The following is a 24,047-nucleotide window of genomic DNA, read 5'->3' on the forward strand; positions in this document are numbered from 1 at the left end:
GTGTTGCTGTCGTACGAGCAGTCAGCAGGCGTCTTTTTCAAGGAGTGTGGAGTGGCTTCGGTCATCGTCGGACGCACGGGTCCCTTCACCGGGCAGAGCGTGGTTCTGGGCAGCGAGCCCCTCAGTTTCGGGCGCAAGAGCGACAACGGCGTCGTGATCGTCAGCCCCAGTGCCTCCCGGCTGCACGCCGAGATCCTCACCGAGGACCCCGGTTTCGTCCTCTACGACCGGGACAGCCGCAACGGCACGTTCGTCAACGACCAGCGCGTCACGCGGCACGTACTGCGTCCGAACGACAGCATCCGGATCGGCGACGAAACGTTCCTGTACGAGGCGCAGGACGCTATGGAGACGGTCATGGACCTCTCCCTCCTGGACGTGCCCCGGCCGAGCGCCGCCGACCCCGGCACGCTGCGGGTCACCGTCACCGGAGGCGGCCCGGTCGGCCTCGCCTTCGCCCTGGCGCTCGACGAGATGCTGCCCGGGCGGACCGCCGTCACCGTCTACGACGGGCGCTGGACCAGGAAGGGCTCCTCGGTCGTCTGGAAGGACGAGACCCAGGGGAACTTCCGCCGCCAGCAGGTGGTGACCGTCCAGAGCCGGCAGTACCTCGCCCTGTCCGAGGAAGTGCGCGACGCCCTCTTCGACGACGGCGCCGCCTACTCCGAGATGTGGCCCGTCGGCCCGGACTCGGTCGACGGCCGCCCGCCCCGCAACATCCGGATCGCCCACATAGAGGACCGGCTGCTGGACCTGGCCGGCCGCAAGCCGTCGATCCGGCTCGTTCCCAAGCGCTTCGACGCGGCGGAGGAGCAGCACCGGATCACCCAGGAACACGTCCTGGTCGTCGCCGAGGGCGGCCGCTCCCGCACCCGGGAGCACTACGCCGACCGCTTCGGCGCGGCCGACGCCTCGATCTACTCCCTCGACGGCGAGCACCTCCAGGACGTCGTGCTCGGGCTGCGCGTCACGTCGAGGCTGCCGGACCCGATGAGCGTGCTGCTCACCGTGTCCCAGAACCGGTTCCTGCTCAACTCGCTGCGCGGCGAGGGCTTCCTGAACATGCGGCTCACCCGCGAGGAGACCAAGAGCGTCATCGGCATCGACCCGGTCCGGCACGTCTTCGAGGAGTGCATCGCCGCCCGCCCCTGCCTGATGAGCCGGCAGGAGGAGGACAACGAGTTCCGCTGCCCCACCCACGGCACCCTCTTCCTGCCCGCCCTGCTGCGCGGCTCCCCGCTGTGGAAGGAGATCAGGCAGGGCCTCAGCCTGTTCGGGGTGGCGGAGGAGGACCTGTCGGCGATCACCTCGTTCCGGCTGGACATGGTGCAGCGCCCGCGGTTCACCGCGCAGCTGCACCGGCCGACCGCGACCGCCCCGGGCACCTACGGCTTCCTGCTGGGCGACGCGGCCAACGCCATTCACTTCTGGCCCGGCCGCGGCCTCAACAGCGGCCTGGCCTCGGCCACTTCGCTGGCCCGTTCGCTCAGCCGGGCCTGGCGGGGCAAGCCGCTGCGGGACGCCGACTTCATCCGGCACGAGGCGGCGATGTCCATGCTCCAGTACCGGCACAAGAGCCGGGCCTGGAACGCCATGGTGACCACCGACGAGCAGGGCGTCACCCGCGCCATCAAGGACATCATCGCGCGCGGCGCGGAGACCGGCGGCTCCGGCGCCGCGGACGGGAACGACCTGGACGCGCTGGTGGAGCGGATGGCCGGGATCCGCGAACGGCTCGCGCCCCGGATGCCCGGCCTGCCCGGCGACGGGGAACTGCGCTCCCACCTCGCCTCGATCGCCCCGGCCACCCTGCGCACCCTGCGCGAGAGCGGAGCCTGGGACACCCTGATCGTCGGCGGCGAGGAGGCCGACATCGACCTCTTCTACCAGTCCGAGTCCCCGGTCTTCGTCCCCCGCCCGGCCGACCCCCGCCACCCGTCCCCCGTCGGCTGACACCCGTCGGCTGACACCCGTACGGGGCCGCCCACCGGGACGCACGCGCGCTCGCGGTGGGCCGCCCCGGGGCGGTTCACCCCGGGTACACCCGGAGTCCAGCCGTCCGTCGAGGATTGTCGGTGGGGTTTGCCGCCGAGGCGTGATGTGATGGGCACATGATCGATGAGTTCCTTACCCATGGCCTGTCCGACGTGGAAGAGGCCGTCCGCAAGGCGGCGGCGATCGAGATCATGCCGAGGTTCCGGCAGCTCGCCGACCACGAGGTCGACGAGAAGAGCGGACCGCACGACCTGGTGACCGTGGCCGACCGCAAGGCCGAGGAGCACCTCACGGCCTCGCTCCAGCGGCTGCTCCCCGGCTCGGCCGTGGTGGGCGAGGAGGCCGTCCACGCCGATCCGACCGTGTACGGGGCGCTGCGCGCCGACGCCCCGGTGTGGATCGTCGACCCGGTCGACGGCACCCGGCAGTTCGTCTCCGGCGACCCGGCCTTCTGCACCCTGGTGGCGCTGGCCCACCGCGGGGAGATCCTCGCCTCCTGGACCTTCGCCCCGGCGCTGGAGGAGCTGGCCACCGCCGTGCGCGGGCAGGGCGCCCACGTCAACGGAGAGGCGATCCGCAGCGGCTCGCCCGAGCCGGGCGCGGCGCTGCGGGTCGCCATGGCGCACCCCCTGTACACCTCCGAGGAGGACAAGCGCACCCTGGGCCGGCTGGACGTGCCCGGCATCGCGGTCCGGCCCTGCGGATCGGCCGGCCTGGAGTACCTGAAGGTCGCGCGCGGCGAAATGGACGCCCTGGCCTTCACCTGGCCCTCGGCCTGGGACCACGCGGCCGGACTGCTGCTGGTCGCCGAGGCCGGCAGCACGCAGAGCACCGTCGACGGGGTCCCCTTCCGGGTGGACCGGGACAACGCCCTGCCCTTCGCCGTCGGCCGCGACGAGGCCACGACGATCCGCATCCGCGACCTGCTCCGGGGCTAGGCCGTCTCTTGAGCCGCACCGAGCCGGAATATCCTGGGGGCAGTGGCGTCGCCGGACGAAGGAGTCGCAAGTGCCGTCGATTCTCGATGCGGTCGTGGTGGGGGCGGGGCCCAACGGGCTGACGGCCGCCGTCGAACTGGCCCGGCGGGGCTTCTCGGTTGCCCTCTTCGAAGCCGCGGACACCGTCGGCGGCGGGGCGCGGACGGAGGAGCTGACCCTCCCCGGCTTCCGCCACGACCCGTGCTCCGCGGTCCACCCGCTCGGGGCGGGCTCGCCGGTCTTCGCGACGATGCCGCTGAAGCGGTACGGGCTGGAATGGCTGCACGCCCCGCTGCCCATGGCGCACCCCTTCGACGACGGCACGGCAGCGGTCCTGTCCCGCTCGGTCGCCGAGACGGCGGCGTCCTTCGGGCCGCGCGACGCCGGCACGTACCGGCGGCTCGTCGAACCGTTCCTCGGCAGGTGGGACACCCTGGCCCGGGACTTCATGTCGCTGCCCGGCACCGCGCTGCCCCGCGACCCCGTCACCCTCGCCCGCTTCGGGCTGGCCGGGCTGCCGCCCTCCACCTGGCTGCTGCGCCGCTTCCGCGACGAGCGGGCCCGCGCGCTGTTCGCCGGGCTGGTGGCGCACGTCATCGCCCCGCTCGACGGGATCGCCACCAGCGCCGTCGGCCTCGTCTTCGCCCTGGCCGCGCACGCGAACGGCTGGCCGATGCCGCGCGGCGGCTCACAGTCGGTGTCCGACGCCCTCGCCGGGTACCTGCGCGACCTCGGCGGCACGGTCCACACCGGCTTCGAGGTCAAACGGCTCGACGATCTGCCGCCCGCCCGCGCCTACGTCTTCGACACCTCGCCGACCGCCCTGGCCCGCATCGCCCGCCTGGGCCGCGCGTACGACGGCTACCGGTACGGCGCCGCCGCGTTCAAGATCGACTACGCGCTGGACGGGCCGGTCCCGTGGACCGCCGAGGAGCCGCGCCGGGCGGGGACCGTCCAGATCGGCCCGCGCACCCGCGACATCGACGCGGCCCTGCAACTGGCCTCGGGCGGCCGGGCCCCCCGTACGCCCTTCCTCATCACCGCGCAGCCAAGCCTCGTCGACCCCGGCCGCGCACCCGCGGGCAAGCACGTGTTCTGGGCGTACGGCCATGTCCCCCAGGGCTGGCAGGGCGATCTCACGGAGGCCATCGAGCGCCAGCTGGAGCGCTTCGCCCCCGGCTTCCGCGACCTGGTCCTGGCCCGCGCCACGGCCGGCCCGCCCGAGCTCGCCGCCCGCAACCCCAACTACGTCGGCGGGGACATCGCCTGCGGTGCGGCCTCGGGACTCCAGCTCCTGCTGCGCCCCAAGATCACCCTCTCCCCGTACACGACGGGCAACCCGGCGGTCTTCCTGTGCTCCTCGGGCACCCCGCCCGGCCCGGGGGTGCACGGCATGTCCGGCCACAACGCCGCCAAGGCGGTGTGGCGCCACCTGAGAAAGGACTCCTGATGGTCCGCATCACGCTGGTCCGCGGCGACATCACCGCGGAGAAGGCCGACGCGATCGTCAACGCCGCCAACTCCTCGCTGCTCGGCGGCGGCGGGGTCGACGGCGCCATCCACCGGCGCGGCGGCCCGGAGATCCTCGCCGCCTGCGAGGACCTGCGCCGCTCGCACTACGGCAAGGGCCTCCCGACGGGCCGCGCCGTGGCGACCACCGCGGGCCGCCTCCCGGCACGGCACGTGATCCACACCGTCGGCCCGGTCTGGTCGCGCGAGGAGGACCGCTCCGGTCTGCTCGCCTCCTGCTACCGGGAGTCCCTGCGGGTGGCCGACGAACTGGGGGCCCGCACGGTCGCCTTCCCGGCCATCTCCACCGGGATCTACGGATGGCCCCTGGACGACGGCGCACGGATCGCCGTCCAGACCGTACGGGCGGCCCGCACCGAGGTGGAGGAGGTCCGCTTCGTGCTCTTCGACGACCGTGCCCACACGGCCTTCACGGTGGCCGTCGAGGCTGCGCGCTAGGACTACGGCCAAGGACTACGGCCAAGGACTACGGCAGGGCCCCCGACGGGGCGGAGCGGAAGCGGTTGCGGTATTCCGTCGGGGTGGTGTCGAGGGTGCGGCGGAAGGCGCGGATGAGGGTGTCGGTCGTGTTGAAGCCGCAGGCGGACGCGACGCGTTCGAGAGTGGCGTCCGTGGACTCGAGCTGGTTGCGGGCCACTTCGACGCGCGCCGATTCGACGTAGGCGGCCGGGGTCATGCCCAGTTCCGTCTTGAAGATCCGGGTCAGCTGCCGTTCGCTCACGTGGGCGTGGGCCGCGAGGTCGGGGACGGTGAGCGGGTCGGCGATGTTGCGCGTGATGTGGTGGCGCAGGTCCTCGACGCGGCGCGTCGTCGAGACGGGTTCGAGCGGGACGCTGAACTGGCTCTGTCCGCCCGGCCGCTTCAGGTACATCACCAGCTGGCGGGCGATGCGCAGCGCTACGGCCTCGCCGAAGTCGTCGGCCACCAGGGCCAGGGACAGGTCGAGGCAGGCGCTGATGCCCGCGCCGGTCCACACGTCCTGGTCGCGGATGAAGATCGGATCCGCGTCGACCTCGATCGAGGGGTGCTCGGCGGCGAGCTGGCGCGCCGTCGACCAGTGGGTGGTGGCGCGCCTGCCGTCCAGCAGCCCGGCGTCCGCGAGGATGTGGGCGCCCACGCAGACGGAGGCCACGCGCCGCGTCCGGCCGGCGAGTTCCTTCACCCGGCCGACGACCGCGGGGTCGGTCACGGCGTGCACCCGGCCCCGGGCGTCGAGTTCGACCGCGCCGGGCACCAGCAGGGTGTCGATGCTCCTTCCCGACAGCTCCGGGAAGGTGGTGTCGGGAAGGATGCGCACCCCGGCGGAGGTGGTGACGGGGTCCATGGTCTCGGCGGCCAGTACGACGCGGTAGCCCGTCTCCTCGCCCACCTCGCGCCGCAGCAGCGAGAACACCTCGGGCGGTCCGGTGACGTCCAGCAGGTCGACGCCGTCGAAGAGGACGATGACGACGAAGCGTCTGACGGTGCTCAACTGGTCTCCGTTCGGCCGCGCCCACGCGATGTCCGTATCTGCAAGTCGGATGACATTGCCGACACCTGCGGTGGGTCATAGCGTTCCATACACGGCCGCCGAGCGGCGGCCCGGCCCCTTTCCCACGATTTCCGAGGACGGTACTCCCATGTCTGCGACCACCCTGCGCGAGCTCAGCGGCCTCGACCGGACCCCGGCTTCGCTGGCCGATGCGACGCTGGTCCTGATCGACTACCAGAACACCTACACCCGGGGCGTACTGGAGCTGACGGGCTGGCGGGCCGCCCTCGACTCGGCCGCCGCACTGCTGGCCGCGGCCCGCGCGGCCGGCACGAAGGTCATCCACGTCCAGCACGACGGCGGCGAGGGCTCCCCGTACGACATCCGCGCCGACATCGGCCGGATCCATTCCAGCGTGGCCCCCGCCGAGGGCGAGACCGTCGTCGTCAAGACGGCCGCGCCCAACGCCTTCGTCGGGACCGGTCTCGGTGAACACCTCGACGCAGCCGGCCACAAGAACGTCATCGTCATCGGCTTCATGACGAACATGTGCGTCACCTTCACCGTGGAAGGCGCGTACCTGCGCGGCAACCAGCCCACCGTGGTCGCCGACGCCTGCGCCACCCGGCCCCTGGGCACGGCGGTCGCCGACCTGCCCGCCGAACAGATCCACCAGGCCGCGCTCGCGACCATCGCCGACCTGTACGGAGTCGTCGTGCCGACCGCCTCATCGCTGGGCTGAGGCCCCGCGCGAGGAGCGGGGGGCGGGCCGGGGGTAGGTACGGGACTGCTTGACGCTGCCGTACGCGAAGCTCGACTCGATCGAGGCGATGCCGGGGATGGCGTGGATGCGGTGGCGCACCAGGGCCTCGTACGCCTCCAGGTCCTCGATGACCACGCGCAGCAGGTAGTCGCTGCTGCCCGCCATCAGGTAGCAGTCCTGGATGTGTTCGATGACCGCGACGTGCTCCTCGAAGAGCCGGACCGCGTCCGCCGTGTGCCGCTCCAGCCGGATCCGGACGAAGACGGTGACCGGGAGCCCGAAGGCCACCTGGTCGACCATGGCCGTGTAGCCGCGGATGAGCCCCGCCTCTTCCAGCCGGCGGACCCGGCGCAGGCAGGGCGACGGGGAGAGCCGTACGCGGTCGGCCAGGTCCTGGTTGGACAGGCGTCCGTCGGCCTGCAATTCCCGGATGATCTGCAGATCGACTGCGTCCACGGTCACTCCTCGGCGGATCGTCGGCGATTCTTGGCAGATCCTGCCCCAAACGTATGTCCGAGAGGCAGAACTGGCAATCGGCTGCCCCGGCCGAAGCCCTAGCGTTGCCCTGGAGCGGACCAGACCGGTCCGTTCCCGGCAAGGCTGGAGCAGACGACCGTGGTCGCAACGCACATCACCGGGGCGACCGCGCCTCCCCGTACGGCGGGCCCGCCGGCCGGAGACCCTCCCCCCGCGACCGCCGGGGGGACCCCCCGCCGGCGCGGGCTCTCCCCGCAGACCGAGGGCGTCCTGGCCCTGCTGGTGACCGTGTCGATCTGGGCCGCCTTCGCGCTCAGCGCCCGGGCCCTGAGCGCCTCGACCCTCCTGCCCGCCGACGCCGCGCTGCTGCGCTTCGGCGTCCCGCTCGTGATCCTGCTGCCCGCGCTGTGGCGCCGCCGCCACAGCATCGCGGCGGTCCGGCCCGGCCCCGCCCTGAAGATCGTCTGCGGTGCCGGGGTGCCGTTCTTCCTCGCGGCCATGCACGGCGGCTCCCTGACCTCGGCGGCCTTCGTGGGCTCGATCGTCCCCGGAATGGTCCCGCTGTTCGTCTCCGCGCTGATGGCGGCCCGCGGCCACGGCGCCCCGCGCGGAACGCAGGCGGCCGGGCTCGCCCTGATCGCGGCGGGCGTGGCCGCCCTCGTCTGGCGCTACGTCGTCCCCGTCGACGCGGACGTGCTGGAAGGGGCCGGCACCCTCCTGGTGGCCAGCGGCCTGTGGGCCCTGTACACGGTGGGCCTGCGGGACGTGGCCCTCGACCCCGTCGGATCGATCGGCCTGCTGTGCCTGCCCTCCTTCGCGATCGTCGGGGTCCTGGTGCTGGCCGGAGTGCTCCCGACCGGCCTCGCGCACGCCGCGGGCGGCGACATCGCCCTGTTCCTCGTCGTCCAGGGGCTCGGAGTCGGCCTCTGCGCCGGCCTGCTGTACGCGGTCGCCATCCGCAGGCTCGGCGCGGAGCGCAGCTCCGTCGGCGGCAGCCTCAGCCCCGTGGCCGTCGTCCTGCTGGCCGTCCCCCTGCTCGGGGAGACCCCGAGCCCCGCCGTCCTCATCGGCGTCCCCCTCATCACCGCCGGCGTGTTCCTCGCCAACCGGCGCCCACGACCCGAGGTTCCCGCACATGCTTGAGCTCCTCCCGCCGCCGCCCACCGACCCGCTGTGGGAACTGACCGCCGCGTTCGCCGCCGACGAACGGCCCGAACGCCTGGGCCTGGTGCTCGGCGTCTACCGCGACCACACGGGCCGCACGCCCGTCATGGCCGCCGTGCGCGAGGCGGAGGTCCGCCTGGCCGAGCGCGCCGAGTCCAAGGAGTACCGGGGGCTCTCCGGCAACACCGCCTTCAACCGCGCGATGCAGACGATGGTCCTGGGGTCCGATACGCCGGCCGGCCGGGCCGCGACCGTCCAGACCGTCGCCGGATCCGGCGCGCTGCGGCTGCTCGCCGACCTGATCGGCCGCACCCGCCCGGGCACCACGGTGTGGATCAGCGACCCGGCGTACGTCAACCACCGGCCCATCCTGGAGGGCGCCGGGCTGGAGGTCCGCACGTTCGGCTGGCGCGACGCCGAAGGAGCCTTCGACGCGGAGGGCGTCCTGCGGGAACTGGGCGCCGCGCGGCGCGGCGACGTCGTCCTGCTCCAGGGCTGCTGCCACAACCCCACCGGGGCCGACCCCACGCTGGACGCGTGGGAGGCGCTGGCCGAACTCTCCGCGCGCGACGGCTGGGTGCCGTTCGTCGACCTCGCCTACCACGGGCTCGGCGACGGCCTGGAGGCCGACCTGCTGCCCACCCGCATCCTGGCCGCGCGGGTGCCCGAGATGCTGATCGCCGTCAGCTGCTCGAAGAACTTCGGGCTCTACAGCGACCGCACCGGCTGCGCGATGGTCCTCGGTACGTCCGCCCGGGCGCTCGGGCACGCCGAGACGGCCCTGCAGAACGCGGCCCGGACGCTGTACTCCATGCCGCCCGAGCACGGCGCGGCCGTCGTGGCGACGATCCTGGAGGACGACGGGCTGCGGTCCGCCTGGCGGGCGGAACTGGAGGTCATGCGAGGCAGGATCACGGCCAACCGGGCCGACCTGGCGACCCACCTGAGCGCGCTGGGCCACGCGGACGCGGCGCGCGGACTCGGCCGGCAGAAGGGCATGTTCTCGATGCTGCCGCTCACACCCGGCCAGATGCTCGAACTGCGCGGGCGGTACGCGGTCTACGGCACCACGTCGGGGCGGATCAACATCGCGGGGATCGCCGGACACCGGATCCCGCGGCTCGCGCAGGCCGTCGCCGCGGTCCTGGACGAGGCTCCCGCGCCGCGGCCGCTCGAGGGCCTCGCGCGCTAGGGAGTGTCTGACGGATGCCCGCGGCGTCGCGACGCCCGGAACACACGACAGTCCCCGGCAGTTCCGCCGCTTCCATGAGCCATCCGCCGTCGCCGATGGCTCCCGTGGAGCGCGAATGCTGCCGGGGGCCTGGCCAGAGCCTGGACAAGGGTCACGCGGGCCTCTGGACGTCTCCGGAGGGAGGTGCGGCTCTTTTCCGGTTTTCCGGTGTATTGATGAGTTTCCTCCTTATTTCTCTCGAGTCAAGGGCTGGAGTGCGGCCCGTTTGATCCGGGGTGACGCCGGGAGCGTGAACGCCACCGGTCCGGGTGCGACGAGTTCGGAACTCCGGCTGGCCCTCGCCATGAGGGGCGGGTTGAGCCTGGCCGTATGGATGGGCGGGGCCTGCTGCGAGACGGCGGCGCTGCGGCGGGCGGCGCCCCTGCCCGCGGACGGCGAGCCGGAGCCGGGCGACTCCGTCTACCGGGCTCTGCTCGGCGCCTGCGGGTACGACGACGTGGACATCGACGTCGTCGTCGGAACCAGCGCCGGCGGCCTCAACGGGGTGCTGCTCGCCTGCCACCTCGTCTACGGGATGCCGTTCGACGCGGGCGTACGGGACGTGTGGCTGCGCCTCGGCGACCTCGAAGGGCTGCTGCGCCGCTCGACCCCCTTCCGCGTACCGGACTCGCTGCTGCGCGGGGACGAGGTCGTCTTCACGCAACTGCGCCGGTCGCTCGACGACCTGCTGGCCACACCGCAGCAGACGGCCCCGCGCCTCGCCCGCTTGCTCCGCCTGATCCTCACCGCGACCCGGCTCAGGCCCCGCCGGGACTGGGTGCGGCCCACCCGCGGGGCACCGCTCCTGGTAGGGCGATCGAACGCCTTCTTCCGGTTCCGGCACCGAGCCCCGACGACCGACTTCCCCGGCGACCCCCACGCCGAGTGGCGGGCCCTGAACCGGCTCGCCTTCGCGGCCCGTACCTCGTCCTCCTTCCCGGGGGCGTTCGAGCCGGGAAGGATCTTCGTGGGCGGCGATGCGCCGGCCTGGGACGAACCCCCGCGGGTCGACATGCGGGGAGTCAGCAGCGAGACCGGCCACCCCGACGAGAACAGCGGCGGCTGCGTCGAACTGGTCGACGGGGGCCCGCTCGACAACATCCCCGTCGCCTGGGCGGTCCGTGCCATAGCGGGAACCCCCGTCACCCGGAAGGTCGACCGGTGGCTGCTGTTCCTGCAGCCCGTACCGCCCTTCCCGCCGGCGCCGGCCGCGGGCGGCAGGCGCCGGGTCACCCGGGCCGTCCGGCTCGCGGTGAAGTCCCTGGCGGTGAAGACCGGTTCGGAATCCCCCGGGCCCGCTGGAGCCGCTGGACGCCCAGACGGGGGAGGAGAGTTCGGCGCGCCTCATCCGGCGGCTGCGCGCCGCCGGCGCCGACATCGGTCGCCCCTTCCCGCTCAGGTCGCCCATGGCCTCGCCCGGACCGTCCGGCTCCTCATGGACTGGATCCGCGCGTACGAGGCCGTGGCCGAGCCCGTGGACGCGGCCGGGCTCGAAGAGCGCAGGGGGCTCCTCTACACCTACCGGTACGCGATCGCCACCCTCATCGCCGCCCGGGACAGGCTGCTGCTCAGGGCCTACGGAGAAGCACTCGCGGGCGGGGAGGCGCCGGCCGACGCGATCGCCCCGCTGGCGGTGGCGAACGGCCGGCTGACCGCCCTGATGCCGGCGGTGCCTACCGAGTGGCAGGAGCCGGGAGCCTGGCAGGCCTGGTCGGGAGCGCTGGCCGCGGCCAGGACGGACCCGGCGCGCTGGTGGCGAGGGGTCCTGGCCGCGCTGGTGGCCGGGGGAGCGGCCGCCCTCGTCCAGTTCGGCCGCGACGGGCCCGGCGGGTGGTGGGCGGCGCTCATGGTCTACGCCGTCCTCTTCGTGGTCACCGCGGTCCACCCCTGGCTCTACCCCCGGCCGGACACAGAGCCGCCCGGCTAGCCCTCGGCTAGGGTGAATCGGTAGGAATCAGGCCCCCCGGGGTGAGGTCGGTGAGGTGGACACTTACCAGTCGACGAGCGAAGTGCCGGACCCGCCGGACGCAGCCGTCGGGTACGCGGGCGTGCTCCGCGAGCTGCTCCCGATCGCCCTGTGGCGGGAGGACGCGGACGGCCGCATCGTCGAGTGGTCGCTCGCCGCCCAGGACCTGCTCGGACACCGCCCCGAGGACATCCTCGGCCGACCCGGGGCCTCCGTACTCGTCCCCGAGGCCAACCGCGGGCTCGCCGACGACCTGACCCGCCGCGTCCAGGCCGGCGAGACCGTCGTCGGCACCCTGCCCGTGCGCCACCGCGACGGCCACCGCGTCGTGATGGAGATGTGGATCGTCCCCGCCGCCGACCGGCAGGGGCGTACGGGCGCCATGCTCGTCGCCGTGGAGACCTCCGAGGTGCTCCACATGCGCGACTCGCTCGCCGCGCTCCAGAGCCTGTTCACCCAGTCGCCCATCGGCCTCGCCACCCTCGGCACCGACCTGCGCTTCCTGCGCGTCAACGACGCCCTGGCCCGTATGAACGGCGTCCCCGCCGCCGCGCACCTGGGCAAACGGCTCACCGAAGTGGTGCCGGGGGTCAACGCCGCCGTGCTCGAGGCCACCATGCGCCAGGTCCTCCACCGGGGCACGGCCGTCGTCGACGTCCGGCGCACCGGACGCACCGCCTCCGACCCCGACCACGACCGGACCTGGTCCTGTTCGTACGCCCCGCTGCTCGACGGCTCGGGACGGCCGCTCGGCCTGATCGCCTCCCTCATCGACATCACCGACGGACAGCGGGCCCAGGCCGAGGCGGAACGGGCCCGGCACCGGTTCGCCCTGCTGGCGGAGGCCGGCACCCGCATCGGCACCACCCTGGACCTCCGCCAGACCGCCCAGGAGATCGTGGACGTGCTGGTGCCGCAGCTCGCGGACTCGGCCGACGTGCAGCTGCTCGAATCGGTCCTGGGCCCGGACGAGGGCGCGGCCGCCGCGGCCTCCACCCGCGGCCTGATGCGCCGGCTCGCCGCCTCCTTCCCCGACCCGGACGCGCCCACCGCGAAACTCCAGGCGGGCCAGACCTTCCAGATCCCCACGGACAGCGTCTACGAGCGGATCATCACCGAGGGCCGGCCGATGGACCTCTACACGCCCGACATCCCGGCCCTGATCACCGACCCGCGGGCCGGAGCCCTGCGCACCTACCTCGCCACCCTCGGCTCCGCCCGGATGGTCCCGCTGGTCGCCCGGGGGCAGGTGCTGGGCGCGGTCGCCGTAACCCGGCTGCGCGAGCGCGAGCCCTTCGACGACGAGGACCGCGTCCTGGTCGACGAACTGGTCGCCCGCGCCGCCCTCAACATCGACAACGCCCGGATGTACACCCGCCAGCGGCACGCCGCGCTGACCCTCCAGCGCAGCCTCACCAACAGCGAGCTCCCCCAGGTGACCGGCCTCGAACTGACCGGGCGCTACCTGCCCGCCAGCGACCACGACGTCGGCGGGGACTGGTTCGACGTCATCCAGCTGCCCGGCGGCCGGACGGGCCTGGTCATCGGCGACGTGATGGGCCACGGGATCCACGCGGCGGCCGTCATGGGCCAGCTGCGCACGGCGGTACGGACCCTCGCGCGGCTGGACGTGCCCCCGGAGCAGATGCTCCGCTCGCTCGACGCCGTGGTGGCCGACCTCGGCGAGGACGAGATGGCCACCTGCGTCTACGCCGTCCACGACCCGGCATCGGGCGGCTGCGTCATCGCCCGCGCGGGCCACCCGCCGCCGGCCGTGGCCGCGGCGGACGGGACCGTCACCTTCCTGCACGGCCCGCCCGGCACACCGCTGGGCACCGGCGGGCAGGACTTCCGCACGGAAGAGGTGAGCCTGCCCCCGGGGAGCCTGCTCGTGCTCTACACCGACGGACTGATCGAGGCCCGCGACCGGGACCTCGACCAGGGCATGGACCAGCTGGGGCGGGCCCTCGCGGGGGCGCCCCAGCCGCTCGAGGAGCTGTGCGACGGGATCCTGGAGCGGCTGCTGCCGTGCGATCCGCAGGACGACGTCGCCGTACTCCTCGCCCGCACCGGCCCGGTCGCGGGACATCCGGCATGACGCCGCCCCGGGCGGGCGCCCGGGCCACCCTCACCAGGCCAGGTCCTCCAGCGCGTCCAGGTCCAGCGGGGCCGCAGCCGGCGGCTCCGGGCGCGCGGTCAGCGGCAGTTCCGCCCAGATGACCTTGCCCCGGTCCGTGTAGCGGACGCCCCACCGGTCGGCGTACTGCGCGACGAGGAACAGTCCGCGCCCGCCCTCGTCGGTGGTGGCCGCGTACCGCAGGTGCGGGGAGGTGCTGCTGCCGTCGGAGACCTCGCAGATCAGCGTGCGGTCGCGCAGCAGGCGGACCCGTACGGGCGCGGACCCGTAGCGGATGGCGTTGGTGATCAGCTCGCTGAGGATCAGCTCGGTGGTGAAGGACACCTCCTCCAGGCCCCAGGCGGCCAGCTGCGCCGCACCGGCGTTGCGCACCCGGGAGACGGCCGCCGCCTCGCCCGGCACCTCCCACTCGGCGATGCGGTCCGCCTCCAGCCGGCGGGCGTCGGCGATCAGCAGGGCGATGTCGTCGCCCGGCACCGGGGAGAGCAGGGCGGCCAGCACGTCCGCGCAGGCCTGGTCGGGGCTGCGGCCGGGCCGGGACAGCGATTCGCGCAGCAGCCCGAGACCCGTGTCGAAGTCGCGGTGGCGGTCCTCCACCAGGCCGTCGGTGAACAGCACCAGACGGCTGCCCTCGGGCAGCCGGAACTCGGTCGACTCGAAGGGCATGCCGCCGACGCCGAGCGGCAGCCCCGCGGGCAGCTCGGGGAACTCCACGTCCCCGCCGGGCCGGATCAGCGCGGGCCCGGGGTGCCCGGCGCTGGCCATCACGCACCGCCCCGACACCGGGTCGTAGACCGTGTACAGGCAGGTGGCCCCGGTGATCCCGGCGGGCTCGGGACCGCCCTCCCCGAGGGTTTCGTCGGCCTCGGCCGGGCCGCCGCCGGTGTCGTTCTGGTCGATCCGGTTGATCAGCTCGTCCAGGTGCCCGAGCAGCTCGTCGGGGGGCAGGTCCAGGGTGGAGAAGTTGTGCACGGCGGTGCGCAGCCGGCCCATCGTGGCCGCCGCGTGCACCCCGTGGCCCACGACGTCGCCGACGACCAGCGCCACCCGTGCACCGGGCAGCGGGATCACGTCGAACCAGTCCCCGCCGACCCCCGCCTTCGCCGGCAGGTAGCGGAAGGCGACGTCCACCGCGGTCAGGTCCGGCAGCACCCGGGGGAGCAGGCTGCGCTGGAGGGCCACGGCCGTCGCGTGCTCGCGGGTGAAGCGGCGGGCGTTGTCGATCGAGACGGCCGCGCGCGCCGCGAGCTCCATCGCGAAGGAACGGTCCTCCTCGTCGAAGGCCTCGGGGGTGTCCGCCGCCCGCCAGAAGTTCGCCATGCCGAGGACCACGCCGCGGGCCTGGAGCGGGACGCTGATCAGGGAGTGCAGCCCGTAGTCCAGGGCCTCCCGGGTCCCTTGCGAATCCTGGGCCCGCCAGCCCATGGCGGCGTGCAGGTCCGGCGCGAGCACCGCCTCCCCGGCGTCCAGGGCGGCGGCCATCGGAGCCGTCGGCACGACGAACCGGATGATGTCGCCGACCGGCTGGAGCGGCTGGTCGGTACGGACCCCGCTCATGGCCGCCCGCCGCATCTCCGTGTACACGCCGGCGCCCGACACGGGCTCGTCACCGTGCAGCACCGGCTCCAGCAGCTCCACGGTGACGAAGTCGGCGAAGCGCGGGACGGCGACCTCCGACAGCTCCTCCGCGGTCCGCACCACGTCCAGGGTGGTGCCGATCCGCACCCCGGCGTCGTAGAGCAGCTGGAGCCGTCCGCGGGCCACCTCGGCCCGGCCGGAGAGCGCGGCGAGCTCCGTGGAGTCGCGCAGGGTCATGACCGTGCCGGAGGACTGGCCCCCGTACGGCTTCGTGGGCCGGACGTTGACCGCGAGCAGCCGGTCGCCGGCCAGGTGCACCTCGTCCGTCACGACCCGCCCCGAGACGAGCAGTCCGGTGGTCCGCGGGTCCAGTCCGAGGTCGGCGACGTGCCGGCCCTCGGCGTCGGGCGGCAGACCGAGGAGCCGGCGGGCCTCGTCGTTGGCCAGGACCAGCCGGTGGTCGGTCCCGATGATGAGCACGCCCTCGCGCACGGCGTGCAGGACGGCCTCGTGGTGCTCGTTGATCCGGGCCATCTCGTCCGCGCGCAGCCCGTGGGTCTGGCGCCGCAGCCGGCGGCTCACCAGGAAGGCCCCGCCGGTGCCGAGCAGCAGGGCGCCCGCCGTGGCGCCGAGCAGCAGCGGGACCTGGCCCTCGACCACGTCCGACACGTTCGCCACCTCGATGCCGGTGCCGACGAGGCCCACCACGTTGCCCTGGCCGTCCCGTACGGGCACGACGGCCCGCACCGCGTCGCTGGGCTCGCCGGTGAACGTCTCGGTGTAGGAGTGCCCGGAGACCGCGCGGGAGAAGTCGCCCGTGGCGCGCCGGCCGATCAGCTCGGGCCGCGAGTCGGTGTACCGGATCCCGTCGCGGCTCATCACGGCGATGAAGTCGACCCCGGAGGCCCGGCGGGCGGCGTCGGCCAGCGGCTGGAGCACGGCGGTCGGATCCGGCGCCCGCAGCGCCGCCGGGAGGCCGGGGGCGTGGGCGAAGGACTCGGCGGCGGCCAGCGAGCGGTTGCGGGCGTCGCGCTCGCTGTCGTAGCGGGACTGCAGGACCAGGGCCACCGCGGCCGCCGCGATCAGCAGCAGCACGATCGCCGCCTGGAGGGCGAAGACCTGACCGGCGACGCTGCGGGCCCCCAGCGACAGGCGCGCCCACAGGCGCGGGCCCCATCCGGTCGGCTGGCGACCAAAACGTCCGGTCATGAGCCCTTTCTAACACTGTCCCGGGGGTTTGGGGGCGGCCGCGCGGCGGCGGCCCGCGCCGGGGCACCGGCCGGGCGGGCCGCGCAATGGCGGAGGCCCGGTCCCCCCCCGCTCTTCCGTTCTAGTGGTCGTCGCAACACCCCAGCTCAGGGGATGCGATGGACTTCAAGATCCGGGAGAGCCGGACGGTGGCTCAGGGCCGCAAGAGGCTGCTGCGTGAGCGGGAAACATACTTCCTGCTCATGCAGCAGGGCTTCAGCAACAACCAGGCGTGCCGGATCGTGGGCATCAACGACAAGACCGGCCGCCGTTGGCGCAATGGCCGTGCGGCAGACAGCAAGCAGAAGGCGGCACCACCGGTTCGTCCGGTGGTGCCGCCTACTGGTCCGTCCCGCTACCTCCGGGCCGACGAGCGGATCCACATCGCCGACCGGTTCCGGGAGAAGGCCTCGATCCGGGCGATCGCTGCCGAGCTGGGTCGTAGTCCCTCCACCATCAGCCGGGAGATACGCCGCAACGGCACGCGTCCACCCCGCAACGCGACCCACTGGACCTATCGGCCGTATGTCGCGCAAGAGCGTGCGGATGCCCGTCGGCCCCGGCCCAAGACCGGGAAGATCGGCCAGAACCCCGAGCTGCGGGACTTCATCCAGCACCACCTCACACGCCGCTGGAGTCCTGAACAGATCTGCCGGACTCTACGGACGCGCTTCCCCGACCGGCCGGAGATGCACGTGACCCACGAGACGATCTACCAGGCCCTCTACGTCCAAGGCCGCGGAGAACTCCGCCGCGAGCTGACCCGATCCCTTCGGACGGGACGGGCGACGCGACGCCCGCACCGTCAGTCCGCTAAGCGTCAGCCGCGCATGTCGAAGGACATGGTGATGATCAGCGAACGGCCGGCCGAGGCAGCCGACCGCGCGATCCCCGGGCACTGGGAGGGCGACCTCATCATCGGCAAGACCAACAGGTCCGCGATCGGAACACTGGTGGAGCGATCCAGCCGCTTCGTCGCCCTCGTCCACCTGCCTGACGGCCGACACCCCGCCAAGGTCCGCGACGCGCTCATCCAGACCGTCTCCGCTCTCCCGGCCCACCTCCGGCGCTCACTCACCTGGGATCAGGGCTCCGAGATGCACCTCCACCAGGAGTTCAGCACCGCCACGGACATGGCCGTCTACTTCTGCGATCCCGGCAGCCCCTGGCAGCGCGGCTCGAACGAGAACACCAACGGGCTGCTACGGCAGTACTTCCCCAAGGGCACAGACCTCTCCGTCCACACCCGCGAGCACCTGGACGCCGTCGCAGCCGAGCTCAACAGCCGCCCACGCAAAACGCTCGACTGGGAAACCCCAGCCGAGCGTCTCGCTAAGCTCCTGGCGACAGCCAGTTGATCACTGTGTTGCTACGACCCCTGGAATTCGCCCCGCTCGGGGGACCGGGCCTCACCTGCCGGTACGGCTCAGAGGACGTCGGCGGCGATCGAGGCCGCCACCTGCTCCAGCAGGGGACCGGCGTTCGGGATGGACTTCGCCGGGTCGGGCTCCAGATCCGTCAGCGGGTACGCCTTGCGGATCCCGGCGGCCTCGAGGGCCTCCTGGGTCAGCAGCAGCCGTCCGCACACCGCCACCACCGGCTTGCCGGCGGCCCGGGCCGCCGCCGCGACACCCGCCGGGGCCTTGCCGTGCAGGGTCTGCTCGTCCAGCGAGCCCTCACCGGTGATGACCAGGGTCGCGCGCTCCAGCGCCGGGGCGAAGCCCAGCACCTCCAGCATCAGCTCGATGCCGGGCCGGAACGTGGCGCCGAGCAGCAGCGCCCCGTAGCCGATGCCGCCCGCGCCGCCCGCACCCGGCAGCACCGCGCACTCGGCGGCCTTCGCGCCGATGGACTTCTCCAGGACCTGCGCGAAGTGCGCCAGCGCCGCGTCGAGCGCCGCCACGTCCTCGGGCGAGGCGCCCTTCTGCGGGCCGTACACGGCCGCGCAGCCCTTCGGGCCGGTCAGCGGGTTGTCCACGTCGCTGGCCAGGACGAAGTCGACCTCGGCGAAGCGCGGGTCGATCCCCGACAGGTCGGCCGAGGCCAGGCCGGCCAGCGCGCCGCCGCCCGGACCGGCCGGTTCGCCGTTCGCATCCAGGAACACCGCGCCCAGCGCCGCCAGCATGCCGGCGCCGCCGTCGGTGGTGGCGCTGCCGCCCACGCCGAAGACGATCGAGCGCGCGCCCGCGTCCAGCGCGGCCTTCAGCAGCTCGCCCGAGCCGTACGTGGTGGCCGTCAGCGGGGCGAAGGTGCCCGCCGGCAGCAGCTGCAGCCCGGAGGCCTCCGCCATCTCGACCACCGCGGTGCCCTCGCGCAGCGCGAAGGCGGCCGTGACCTGGTCGCCGAGCGGTCCGGTGACCCGTACCTCCCGGCGTTCGAAACCGGCCGCCACCGCGGCCGCGACCGTGCCGTCGCCGCCGTCCGCGACGGGGAGGGTCTCGATCTCCACGCCCGGTACGGCCTTGCGGAGGCCCGCCGTCACCCGCTCCGCGACCTGAACGGCCGTGAGCGAGCCCTTGAATTTGTCCGCGGCGATGAGCACGCGCGCGGCCTCAGTTACTGCTCCGTCCGTCACCTTGCTATTCCCTTGCTATCGAACAGTGCAGTCGCGCCGCCATGAGCTTATCCGGAGGATCCTCCTATGCCCATGAGTGGCCTGGGCCACACCCGGCGCGCCATGTATCTAAAGAGGGATAAATCGCTGCATAGTGTGGCCGCATGAGCGCGGATTCACTGGAACAGCCACGTCCGGATACCCCGGGTGACGGGCCCGGCGGTCCGGCCGACGGCACCCCCGACCGCGCGGTCGTCATCGTGGGCGTGGTCGCCGTGCTCGCCCTGGTCGCCTGGGCCGCCCTCGCCAAGGGTTCCTTCGACACCGCGTCGGGCACCGCGCTCGCCTGGGTCCTGGAGAACTTCGCCTGGCTGTTCGTGATCGCCGCCGACGCGTTCCTCGTGATGTGCGTCGTGCTCGCCGTCAGCCGCTTCGGCCGGATCCGGCTCGGCGCCGACGACTCCGAGCCGGAGTTCACCAACCTCGCGTGGATCGCGATGATGTTCAGTGCCGGCATGGGCATCGGCCTGATGTTCTACGGGGTGGGGGAGCCGCTCACCCACTACCTGAACCCGCCCCCCGCCTCCGGCGCGGCCCCGGCCACCGGCGCCTCCGCCCTGGCGGCCATGGAGTACTCCTTCTTCCACTGGACCCTCACCCCCTGGGCGATCTACGGCATCGCCGGCCTCGCCCTCGCCTACGCGACCTTCCGCAAGGGCCGCGGCAACCGGCTCAGTTCCGCCTTCGTCCCCCTCATGGGCGAGGAGCGGGCCAACGGGTGGGCCGGCAAGTGCATCGACCTGCTCGCCGTCTTCGCCACCGTCTTCGGCACCGCGACCAGCCTCGGGCTCGGCGCGCTCCAGGTGTCCAAGGGGCTCAGCCTCACCACCGGCATCGAGGACTCGACCACCGTCGAGCTGATCATCATCGGCTCGCTGTCGGCCGCCTTCGTGCTCTCCGCCTTCTCCGGCCTGCACAAGGGCGTGAAGTGGCTGAGCACCATCAACATCGTGCTCGCCGCCACCCTGATGCTCTTCGTCTTCCTGCTCGGCCCCACCGTCTACGTGCTCGACGTGATCCCCTCCAGCGTCGGCGGCTACCTGCACCAGCTGCTGCCCATGGCCAGCCGGACCGGCGCCTTCACCGACGCCAAGTGGCTCGGCGCGTGGACCATCTTCTACTGGGCGTGGTGGCTCTCGTGGGCGCCGTTCGTCGGTACCTTCATCGCCCGGATCTCGCGCGGCCGCACCATCCGCGAATTCCTCGTGGGCGTCCTGCTCGTGCCCAGCGGCGCCACCGTCGTCTGGTTCTGCGTGATGGGCGGCACCGCCATCCGCCTCGACTCCACCGGAGCCGTGGACTTCGCCGCCAAGATCAAAGACGGTACGGAGGCCTCGCTCTTCGCGATGCTGGACGCCCTGCCGCTGTCCGCCGTCACCTCGTGGGTGGCCATGGCCCTGGTCATGACCTACTTCGTCACCAGCGCCGACTCCGCCTCCCTGGTCATGGGATCGCTCACCAGCCGCGGCTCCCTCCACCCGCCGACCTGGCTCGTCGTCACCTGGGGCGTGCTGATGGCGGCGGTCGCCGCCGTGCTCCTCGTCGCCGGAGGCCTCAAGTCCCTGCAGACCGCGACCATCCTCGTCGCCCTGCCCTTCGTCATCGTCATGCTGCTGCTCTGCTGGGCCCTGCTGACGGAACTGCGCGAGGACCCGGGCGCCGGACCCGCCCGCCACCACGCGCTGCACGGACTGCGGGACGCGGTGCGGGCCATGGTCGGCGACGCCATCACCGAACAGGGCCCGGCCCGCCACCCCCGCCTGCGGCGCGTCGCCGAGTCCAGGGGCCGCGACCGCGAGGACGGGTCCGACGCCCCGTAGCGGATGTCTGGGTAGGGTGGCGAGGTGACCACCACGGATGACTACGCCAGTTACATCGCGAGCCTGCCCCGGGTGCTGGCCGGCGCGGCCGCCCTCTACCGGGACGCCGAGGGACGGGTCCTGCTCGTCGAGCCCAACTACCGCGAGGGCTGGGCCCTGCCGGGCGGCACCATCGAGTCGGACCAGGGGGAGTCGCCGCGCACCGCCGCCCGGCGCGAGAGCGCCGAGGAGATCGGCATCGACGTGCCGCTCGGACGGCTGCTCGCCGTGGACTGGAACGTCGGCGCGGACCGCCCGCCGCTGGTCGCGTACCTCTACGACGGCGGGGTGCTCGACGCCGGGCAGCTCGCGTCCATCACGCTCCAGGAGGAGGAACTGATCTCCTGGCGGCTGGTCGGCCCCGCCGAACTCCCCGCGTACCTCCCCGGTTCCCTGGGCCTGCGCGTCCAAGAGGCCTACCGGGTCCTGAACTCGGGCGAGGGAGCCGCGGAACTCGAGAACGGCCGCCGGCCCCTCTCCTAGACCGTCCGTTCAGCCGGGCCGTGTCGGCGAGCGGCGCCCCGTAACACCGGACTTACTCCGAGCAGGACAGAATCAGCTGATGATCACGATGTACGCCTGGCCCAGCACCGCCGACGGGCCCGACGCCCTGCCCATGGTCCACTTCACCACCGATGAGCAGTCCGCCGGCGAGGTGACCCCCGAGGGGATGCCGGTCTGGCTCTTCGACACCGCGATCCGCGACGGGGGCTGGTGCCAGTTCACCGACTTCGACGGCTGGTCGGTGCCCGCCACCCGGTGGCAGGCCTTCTACCGCCGCGAGGACGACCTCCTCGCGGTCAGCGGCCCCGGCTCGTGCGAAGGCTGGTACCAGGGCAACCTCGGCGCCGACGTCGAGTGGGTGCAGGCGGCCGCCACCCAGCAGAGCGTGGTCCTGCTCGCCGCCCCGGTCCAGCACCCCTTGCTGTACGGCTACGCGGTCGAGGCGGGCGCGGCCTTCGCCCTGCTGGTGCCGCTGCTCGTGGTCTAGAGCTGCCCGCCCGCGGACTCGAAGTCGAGGAGCCGGACCTTGCGTTCGAGGCCGCCGCCGTAGCCGGTCATACCGCCCGAGGCGCCGATCACGCGGTGGCACGGCACGATGATGCCGATCGGGTTCTTCCCGTTGGCCAGGCCCACGGCGCGCGAGGCGTTCGGCTTGCCCAGCTCGGCCGCGAGCTTCCCGTACGACCAGGTCTCGCCGTAGGGGATCCGTACCAGCTGGTCCCACACGCTGCGCTGGAAGTCGGTGCCCTCCAGCCGCAGCGGCAGGTCGAAGGAGGTGAGCTCCCCGGCGAAGTACGCGGCCAGCTGCCGCACCACTTCGGGGAAGGGCTCCTCGGCCGCGGCGACCCGCTCCCCGAAGGACTCCTCGGCCGGGCGGTGGCGCTGCCCCGTCATGTACAGGCCGCTGAGGACGCCGTCCGTGGCGACGAGGGTGAGCGGACCGTAGGGGCTCTCGACGACGGTGTGCTGCTTGACGGTGCTGTTCACGGTGTGCTCCTCAGGCGGGCAGGTGGTTGATGGCATGGTCGTCGGTGGCCCACAAGTACTGGACGGCGTACGCGCGCCAGGGCCGCCAGCCGGCCGCCCGCGCGGTCAGCGCCGAGGGCGTCGACGGCAGCCCGAGCCCGCGCGCCGCCCGCCGGACGCCAGGTCGGACGGCAGGAACGCGTCCGGGTCGCCGAGCGCCCGCATCGCGATGATCTCGGTGGTCCACGGGCCGAAACCCGGCAGCGCGGACAGCTGCGCCCGCGCCGCCTCCCAGTCGCTGTCGATGCCGAGCGGCAGTGAACCGTCGGCGAGCCCCGAGACCAGGGTGGTGAAGGTGGTGCGCCGGGTGCCCGGCATGGCCAGCGTCTCCGGGTCCAGCGAGGCGAGGGCACGCGGGGACGGGAACAGGTGGGTCAGCCCGCCCAGCGGGTCCTCCACGGGCTCCCCGTGCGCGGTGACCAGCCGGGCCGCGTGCGTGCGCGCCGCCGCGGTGGACACCTGCTGGCCGAGGACCGCCCGTACGGCGAACTCGGCCGCGTCGACCGTACGGGGCACCCGGCGCCCGGGTGCCTTGTCCACGAGCGGGGCCAGCAGCGGGTCGGCGCGCAACTGCTCGTCGACCGCCTCGGGATCGGCGTCCAGATCCAGCATCCAGCGGCAGCGGCTGATGGCGATGGTCAGGTCGCGCAGGTCGGTCAGGGCCAGTCGGCAGCCGATGTGGTCGGGCTGCGGGGTCAGTGCCACGACCCCGGTGCCGTAGGGCAGGCGCAGGGTGCGGCGGTAGGCGCCGTCGCGCCACTCCTCCACGCCGGGGACGGCGGTCGCGGCCAGGTGCCCGAAGAGGTTGTCCGGGTTGAGAGGGGCCCGGAACGGCAGCCGGAGGCTGATGGTGCCGGGGATCCGTGGCTGCTCGCGGCCGGGGCCGGTCTTGGCGGCGCGCCGGCGCAGCTCGCTGGGGGAGAGGGCGAAGACCTCGCGGACGGTGTCGTTGAAGGTGCGGATGGAGGCGAAGCCGGCGGCGAACGCGACGTCCCCCATCGGGAGCGCGGAGGTCTCGATGAGCAGGCGGGCGGTCTGGGCGCGCTGGGCCCGGGCGAGGGCCAGCGGGCCGGCGCCGAGCTCGGCGCTGAGCTGCCGCTCGACCTGCCGGGTCGAGTAGCCGAGCCGGGTGGCGAGGCCCGGCACCCCCTCGCGGTCCACCACCCCGTCCTGGATCAGGCGCATGGCGCGGGCGACGGCGTCGGCGCGGGCGTTCCACTCGGGGGAACCGGGGCTGGTGTCCGGCCGGCAGCGCTTGCAGGCCCGGAAACCGGCCTGCTGGCAGGCGGCGGCGCTGGGCAGGAAGGTCATGTTCTCGACCTTCGGCGGGACGGCGGGGCAGCTGGGGCGGCAGTAGATCCGGGTGGTCAGAACGGCCGTGAAGAACCAGCCGTCGAATCGGGCGTCCTTCGACTGCACGGCCCTTACGCAGCGCTCGGTGTCGGTGTGCATGACTCCAGGATCCGGCTTGCAGGCCCCGCGGGCTGGCGGTTTTCCGACACCAAGC

General features: G+C 73.3%; 18 protein-coding genes and 1 pseudogene. 13 read left to right on the forward strand and 6 right to left on the reverse strand.

The features are described from left to right. Positions 1-51 precede the first annotated feature (51 nt). From ACTVZO_RS32140 to ACTVZO_RS32155, 4 genes are all read left to right on the forward strand, one after another. The gene (locus tag ACTVZO_RS32140) at positions 52-1,953 is read left to right on the forward strand and encodes an FHA domain-containing protein (RefSeq protein ID WP_443301660.1); all 1,902 of its coding nucleotides are present in this window, start codon (positions 52-54) and stop codon (positions 1,951-1,953) included. 158 nt (positions 1,954-2,111) lie between these two features. Beyond that, positions 2,112-2,933 (forward strand): inositol monophosphatase family protein, encoded by an 822-nt coding sequence (locus tag ACTVZO_RS32145; RefSeq protein ID WP_443301661.1) that lies wholly within the window; start codon positions 2,112-2,114, stop codon positions 2,931-2,933. A 70-nt stretch (positions 2,934-3,003) separates the two neighbouring features. After that, positions 3,004-4,422: a phytoene desaturase family protein gene (locus ACTVZO_RS32150; RefSeq protein WP_443301662.1), complete on the forward strand. Its 1,419-nt coding sequence runs from the start codon at positions 3,004-3,006 to the stop codon at positions 4,420-4,422. Then, positions 4,422-4,940, forward strand: a complete 519-nt coding sequence (locus tag ACTVZO_RS32155) for an O-acetyl-ADP-ribose deacetylase (RefSeq protein ID WP_443301663.1) — start codon at positions 4,422-4,424, stop codon at positions 4,938-4,940. Before ACTVZO_RS32150 ends, ACTVZO_RS32155 begins: the two co-directional genes overlap by 1 nt. Positions 4,941-4,968: 28 nt before the next feature. Here ACTVZO_RS32155 and ACTVZO_RS32160 read toward each other — a convergent pair whose 3' ends face one another. Next, positions 4,969-5,973 carry a GlxA family transcriptional regulator gene (locus ACTVZO_RS32160; RefSeq protein ID WP_443301664.1) on the reverse strand — a complete coding sequence of 335 codons (1,005 nt, stop codon included), beginning with the start codon at positions 5,971-5,973 and terminating at the stop codon, positions 4,969-4,971. 148 nt (positions 5,974-6,121) lie between these two features. On the opposite strand from ACTVZO_RS32160, the gene ACTVZO_RS32165 reads away from it, so the two are divergent. Continuing rightward, the gene (locus ACTVZO_RS32165; protein WP_443301665.1) at positions 6,122-6,715 is read left to right on the forward strand and encodes an isochorismatase family protein; all 594 of its coding nucleotides are present in this window, start codon (positions 6,122-6,124) and stop codon (positions 6,713-6,715) included. On the opposite strand, the gene ACTVZO_RS32170 is transcribed toward ACTVZO_RS32165, so the two are convergent. After that, positions 6,701-7,192 carry an Lrp/AsnC family transcriptional regulator gene (locus ACTVZO_RS32170; protein WP_443301666.1) on the reverse strand — a complete coding sequence of 164 codons (492 nt, stop codon included), beginning with the start codon at positions 7,190-7,192 and terminating at the stop codon, positions 6,701-6,703. The two genes, ACTVZO_RS32165 and ACTVZO_RS32170, sit on opposite strands and share 15 nt — an antisense overlap. Positions 7,193-7,351: 159 nt before the next feature. Here ACTVZO_RS32170 and ACTVZO_RS32175 point away from each other — a divergent pair, with 159 nt between their 5' ends. The 4 genes from ACTVZO_RS32175 (at position 7,352) to ACTVZO_RS32190 (ending at position 13,672) form a co-directional block, all read left to right on the forward strand. Further along, positions 7,352-8,356, forward strand: a complete 1,005-nt coding sequence (locus ACTVZO_RS32175) for a DMT family transporter (RefSeq protein WP_443301667.1) — start codon at positions 7,352-7,354, stop codon at positions 8,354-8,356. After that, positions 8,349-9,569, forward strand: a complete 1,221-nt coding sequence (locus tag ACTVZO_RS32180) for an amino acid aminotransferase (RefSeq protein WP_443301668.1) — start codon at positions 8,349-8,351, stop codon at positions 9,567-9,569. Before ACTVZO_RS32175 ends, ACTVZO_RS32180 begins: the two co-directional genes overlap by 8 nt. A 289-nt stretch (positions 9,570-9,858) precedes the next feature. Continuing rightward, a complete protein-coding gene (locus tag ACTVZO_RS32185) occupies positions 9,859-11,535 on the forward strand; it encodes a patatin-like phospholipase family protein (RefSeq protein WP_443301669.1) in 1,677 nt (558 codons plus the stop codon). 55 nt (positions 11,536-11,590) lie between these two features. Next, a complete protein-coding gene (locus tag ACTVZO_RS32190) occupies positions 11,591-13,672 on the forward strand; it encodes a SpoIIE family protein phosphatase (protein ID WP_443301670.1) in 2,082 nt (693 codons plus the stop codon). Between the two features lie 30 nt (positions 13,673-13,702). Here the strand turns inward: ACTVZO_RS32190 and ACTVZO_RS32195 are convergent, their stop codons facing one another. Continuing rightward, complete coding sequence (locus tag ACTVZO_RS32195; protein WP_443301671.1) at positions 13,703-16,498, reverse strand: SpoIIE family protein phosphatase; 2,796 nt, start codon at positions 16,496-16,498, stop codon at positions 13,703-13,705. A 242-nt stretch (positions 16,499-16,740) separates the two neighbouring features. On the opposite strand from ACTVZO_RS32195, the gene ACTVZO_RS32200 reads away from it, so the two are divergent. Beyond that, positions 16,741-17,895: an IS30 family transposase gene (locus ACTVZO_RS32200; protein ID WP_443303122.1), complete on the forward strand. Its 1,155-nt coding sequence runs from the start codon at positions 16,741-16,743 to the stop codon at positions 17,893-17,895. 68 nt (positions 17,896-17,963) lie between these two features. On the opposite strand, the gene ACTVZO_RS32205 is transcribed toward ACTVZO_RS32200, so the two are convergent. Beyond that, a complete protein-coding gene (locus ACTVZO_RS32205) occupies positions 17,964-19,112 on the reverse strand; it encodes a glycerate kinase (protein ID WP_443301672.1) in 1,149 nt (382 codons plus the stop codon). A gap of 143 nt (positions 19,113-19,255) precedes the next feature. Here ACTVZO_RS32205 and ACTVZO_RS32210 point away from each other — a divergent pair, with 143 nt between their 5' ends. The 3 genes from ACTVZO_RS32210 (at position 19,256) to ACTVZO_RS32220 (ending at position 22,001) form a co-directional block, all read left to right on the forward strand. Continuing rightward, positions 19,256-20,971, forward strand: coding sequence for a BCCT family transporter (locus ACTVZO_RS32210; RefSeq protein ID WP_443301673.1), 1,716 nt, complete (start codon positions 19,256-19,258; stop codon positions 20,969-20,971). 24 nt (positions 20,972-20,995) lie between these two features. Continuing rightward, positions 20,996-21,493 carry an NUDIX domain-containing protein gene (locus ACTVZO_RS32215; protein ID WP_443301674.1) on the forward strand — a complete coding sequence of 166 codons (498 nt, stop codon included), beginning with the start codon at positions 20,996-20,998 and terminating at the stop codon, positions 21,491-21,493. Positions 21,494-21,572: 79 nt separating this feature from the next. Beyond that, positions 21,573-22,001 (forward strand): hypothetical protein, encoded by a 429-nt coding sequence (locus tag ACTVZO_RS32220; protein WP_443301675.1) that lies wholly within the window; start codon positions 21,573-21,575, stop codon positions 21,999-22,001. Here the strand turns inward: ACTVZO_RS32220 and ACTVZO_RS32225 are convergent. Further along, complete coding sequence (locus ACTVZO_RS32225) at positions 21,998-22,537, reverse strand: methylated-DNA--[protein]-cysteine S-methyltransferase (RefSeq protein WP_443301676.1); 540 nt, start codon at positions 22,535-22,537, stop codon at positions 21,998-22,000. The two genes, ACTVZO_RS32220 and ACTVZO_RS32225, sit on opposite strands and share 4 nt — an antisense overlap. Further along, positions 22,512-23,992, reverse strand: a pseudogene (locus ACTVZO_RS32230) (AlkA N-terminal domain-containing protein). Before ACTVZO_RS32230 ends, ACTVZO_RS32225 begins: the two are co-directional and overlap by 26 nt. Between the last annotated feature and the right edge of the window lie 55 nt (positions 23,993-24,047).

This window comes from Streptomyces sp. IBSNAI002 (genome assembly GCF_052244475.1).
Classification (GTDB): Bacteria; Actinomycetota; Actinomycetes; order Streptomycetales; family Streptomycetaceae; genus Streptomyces.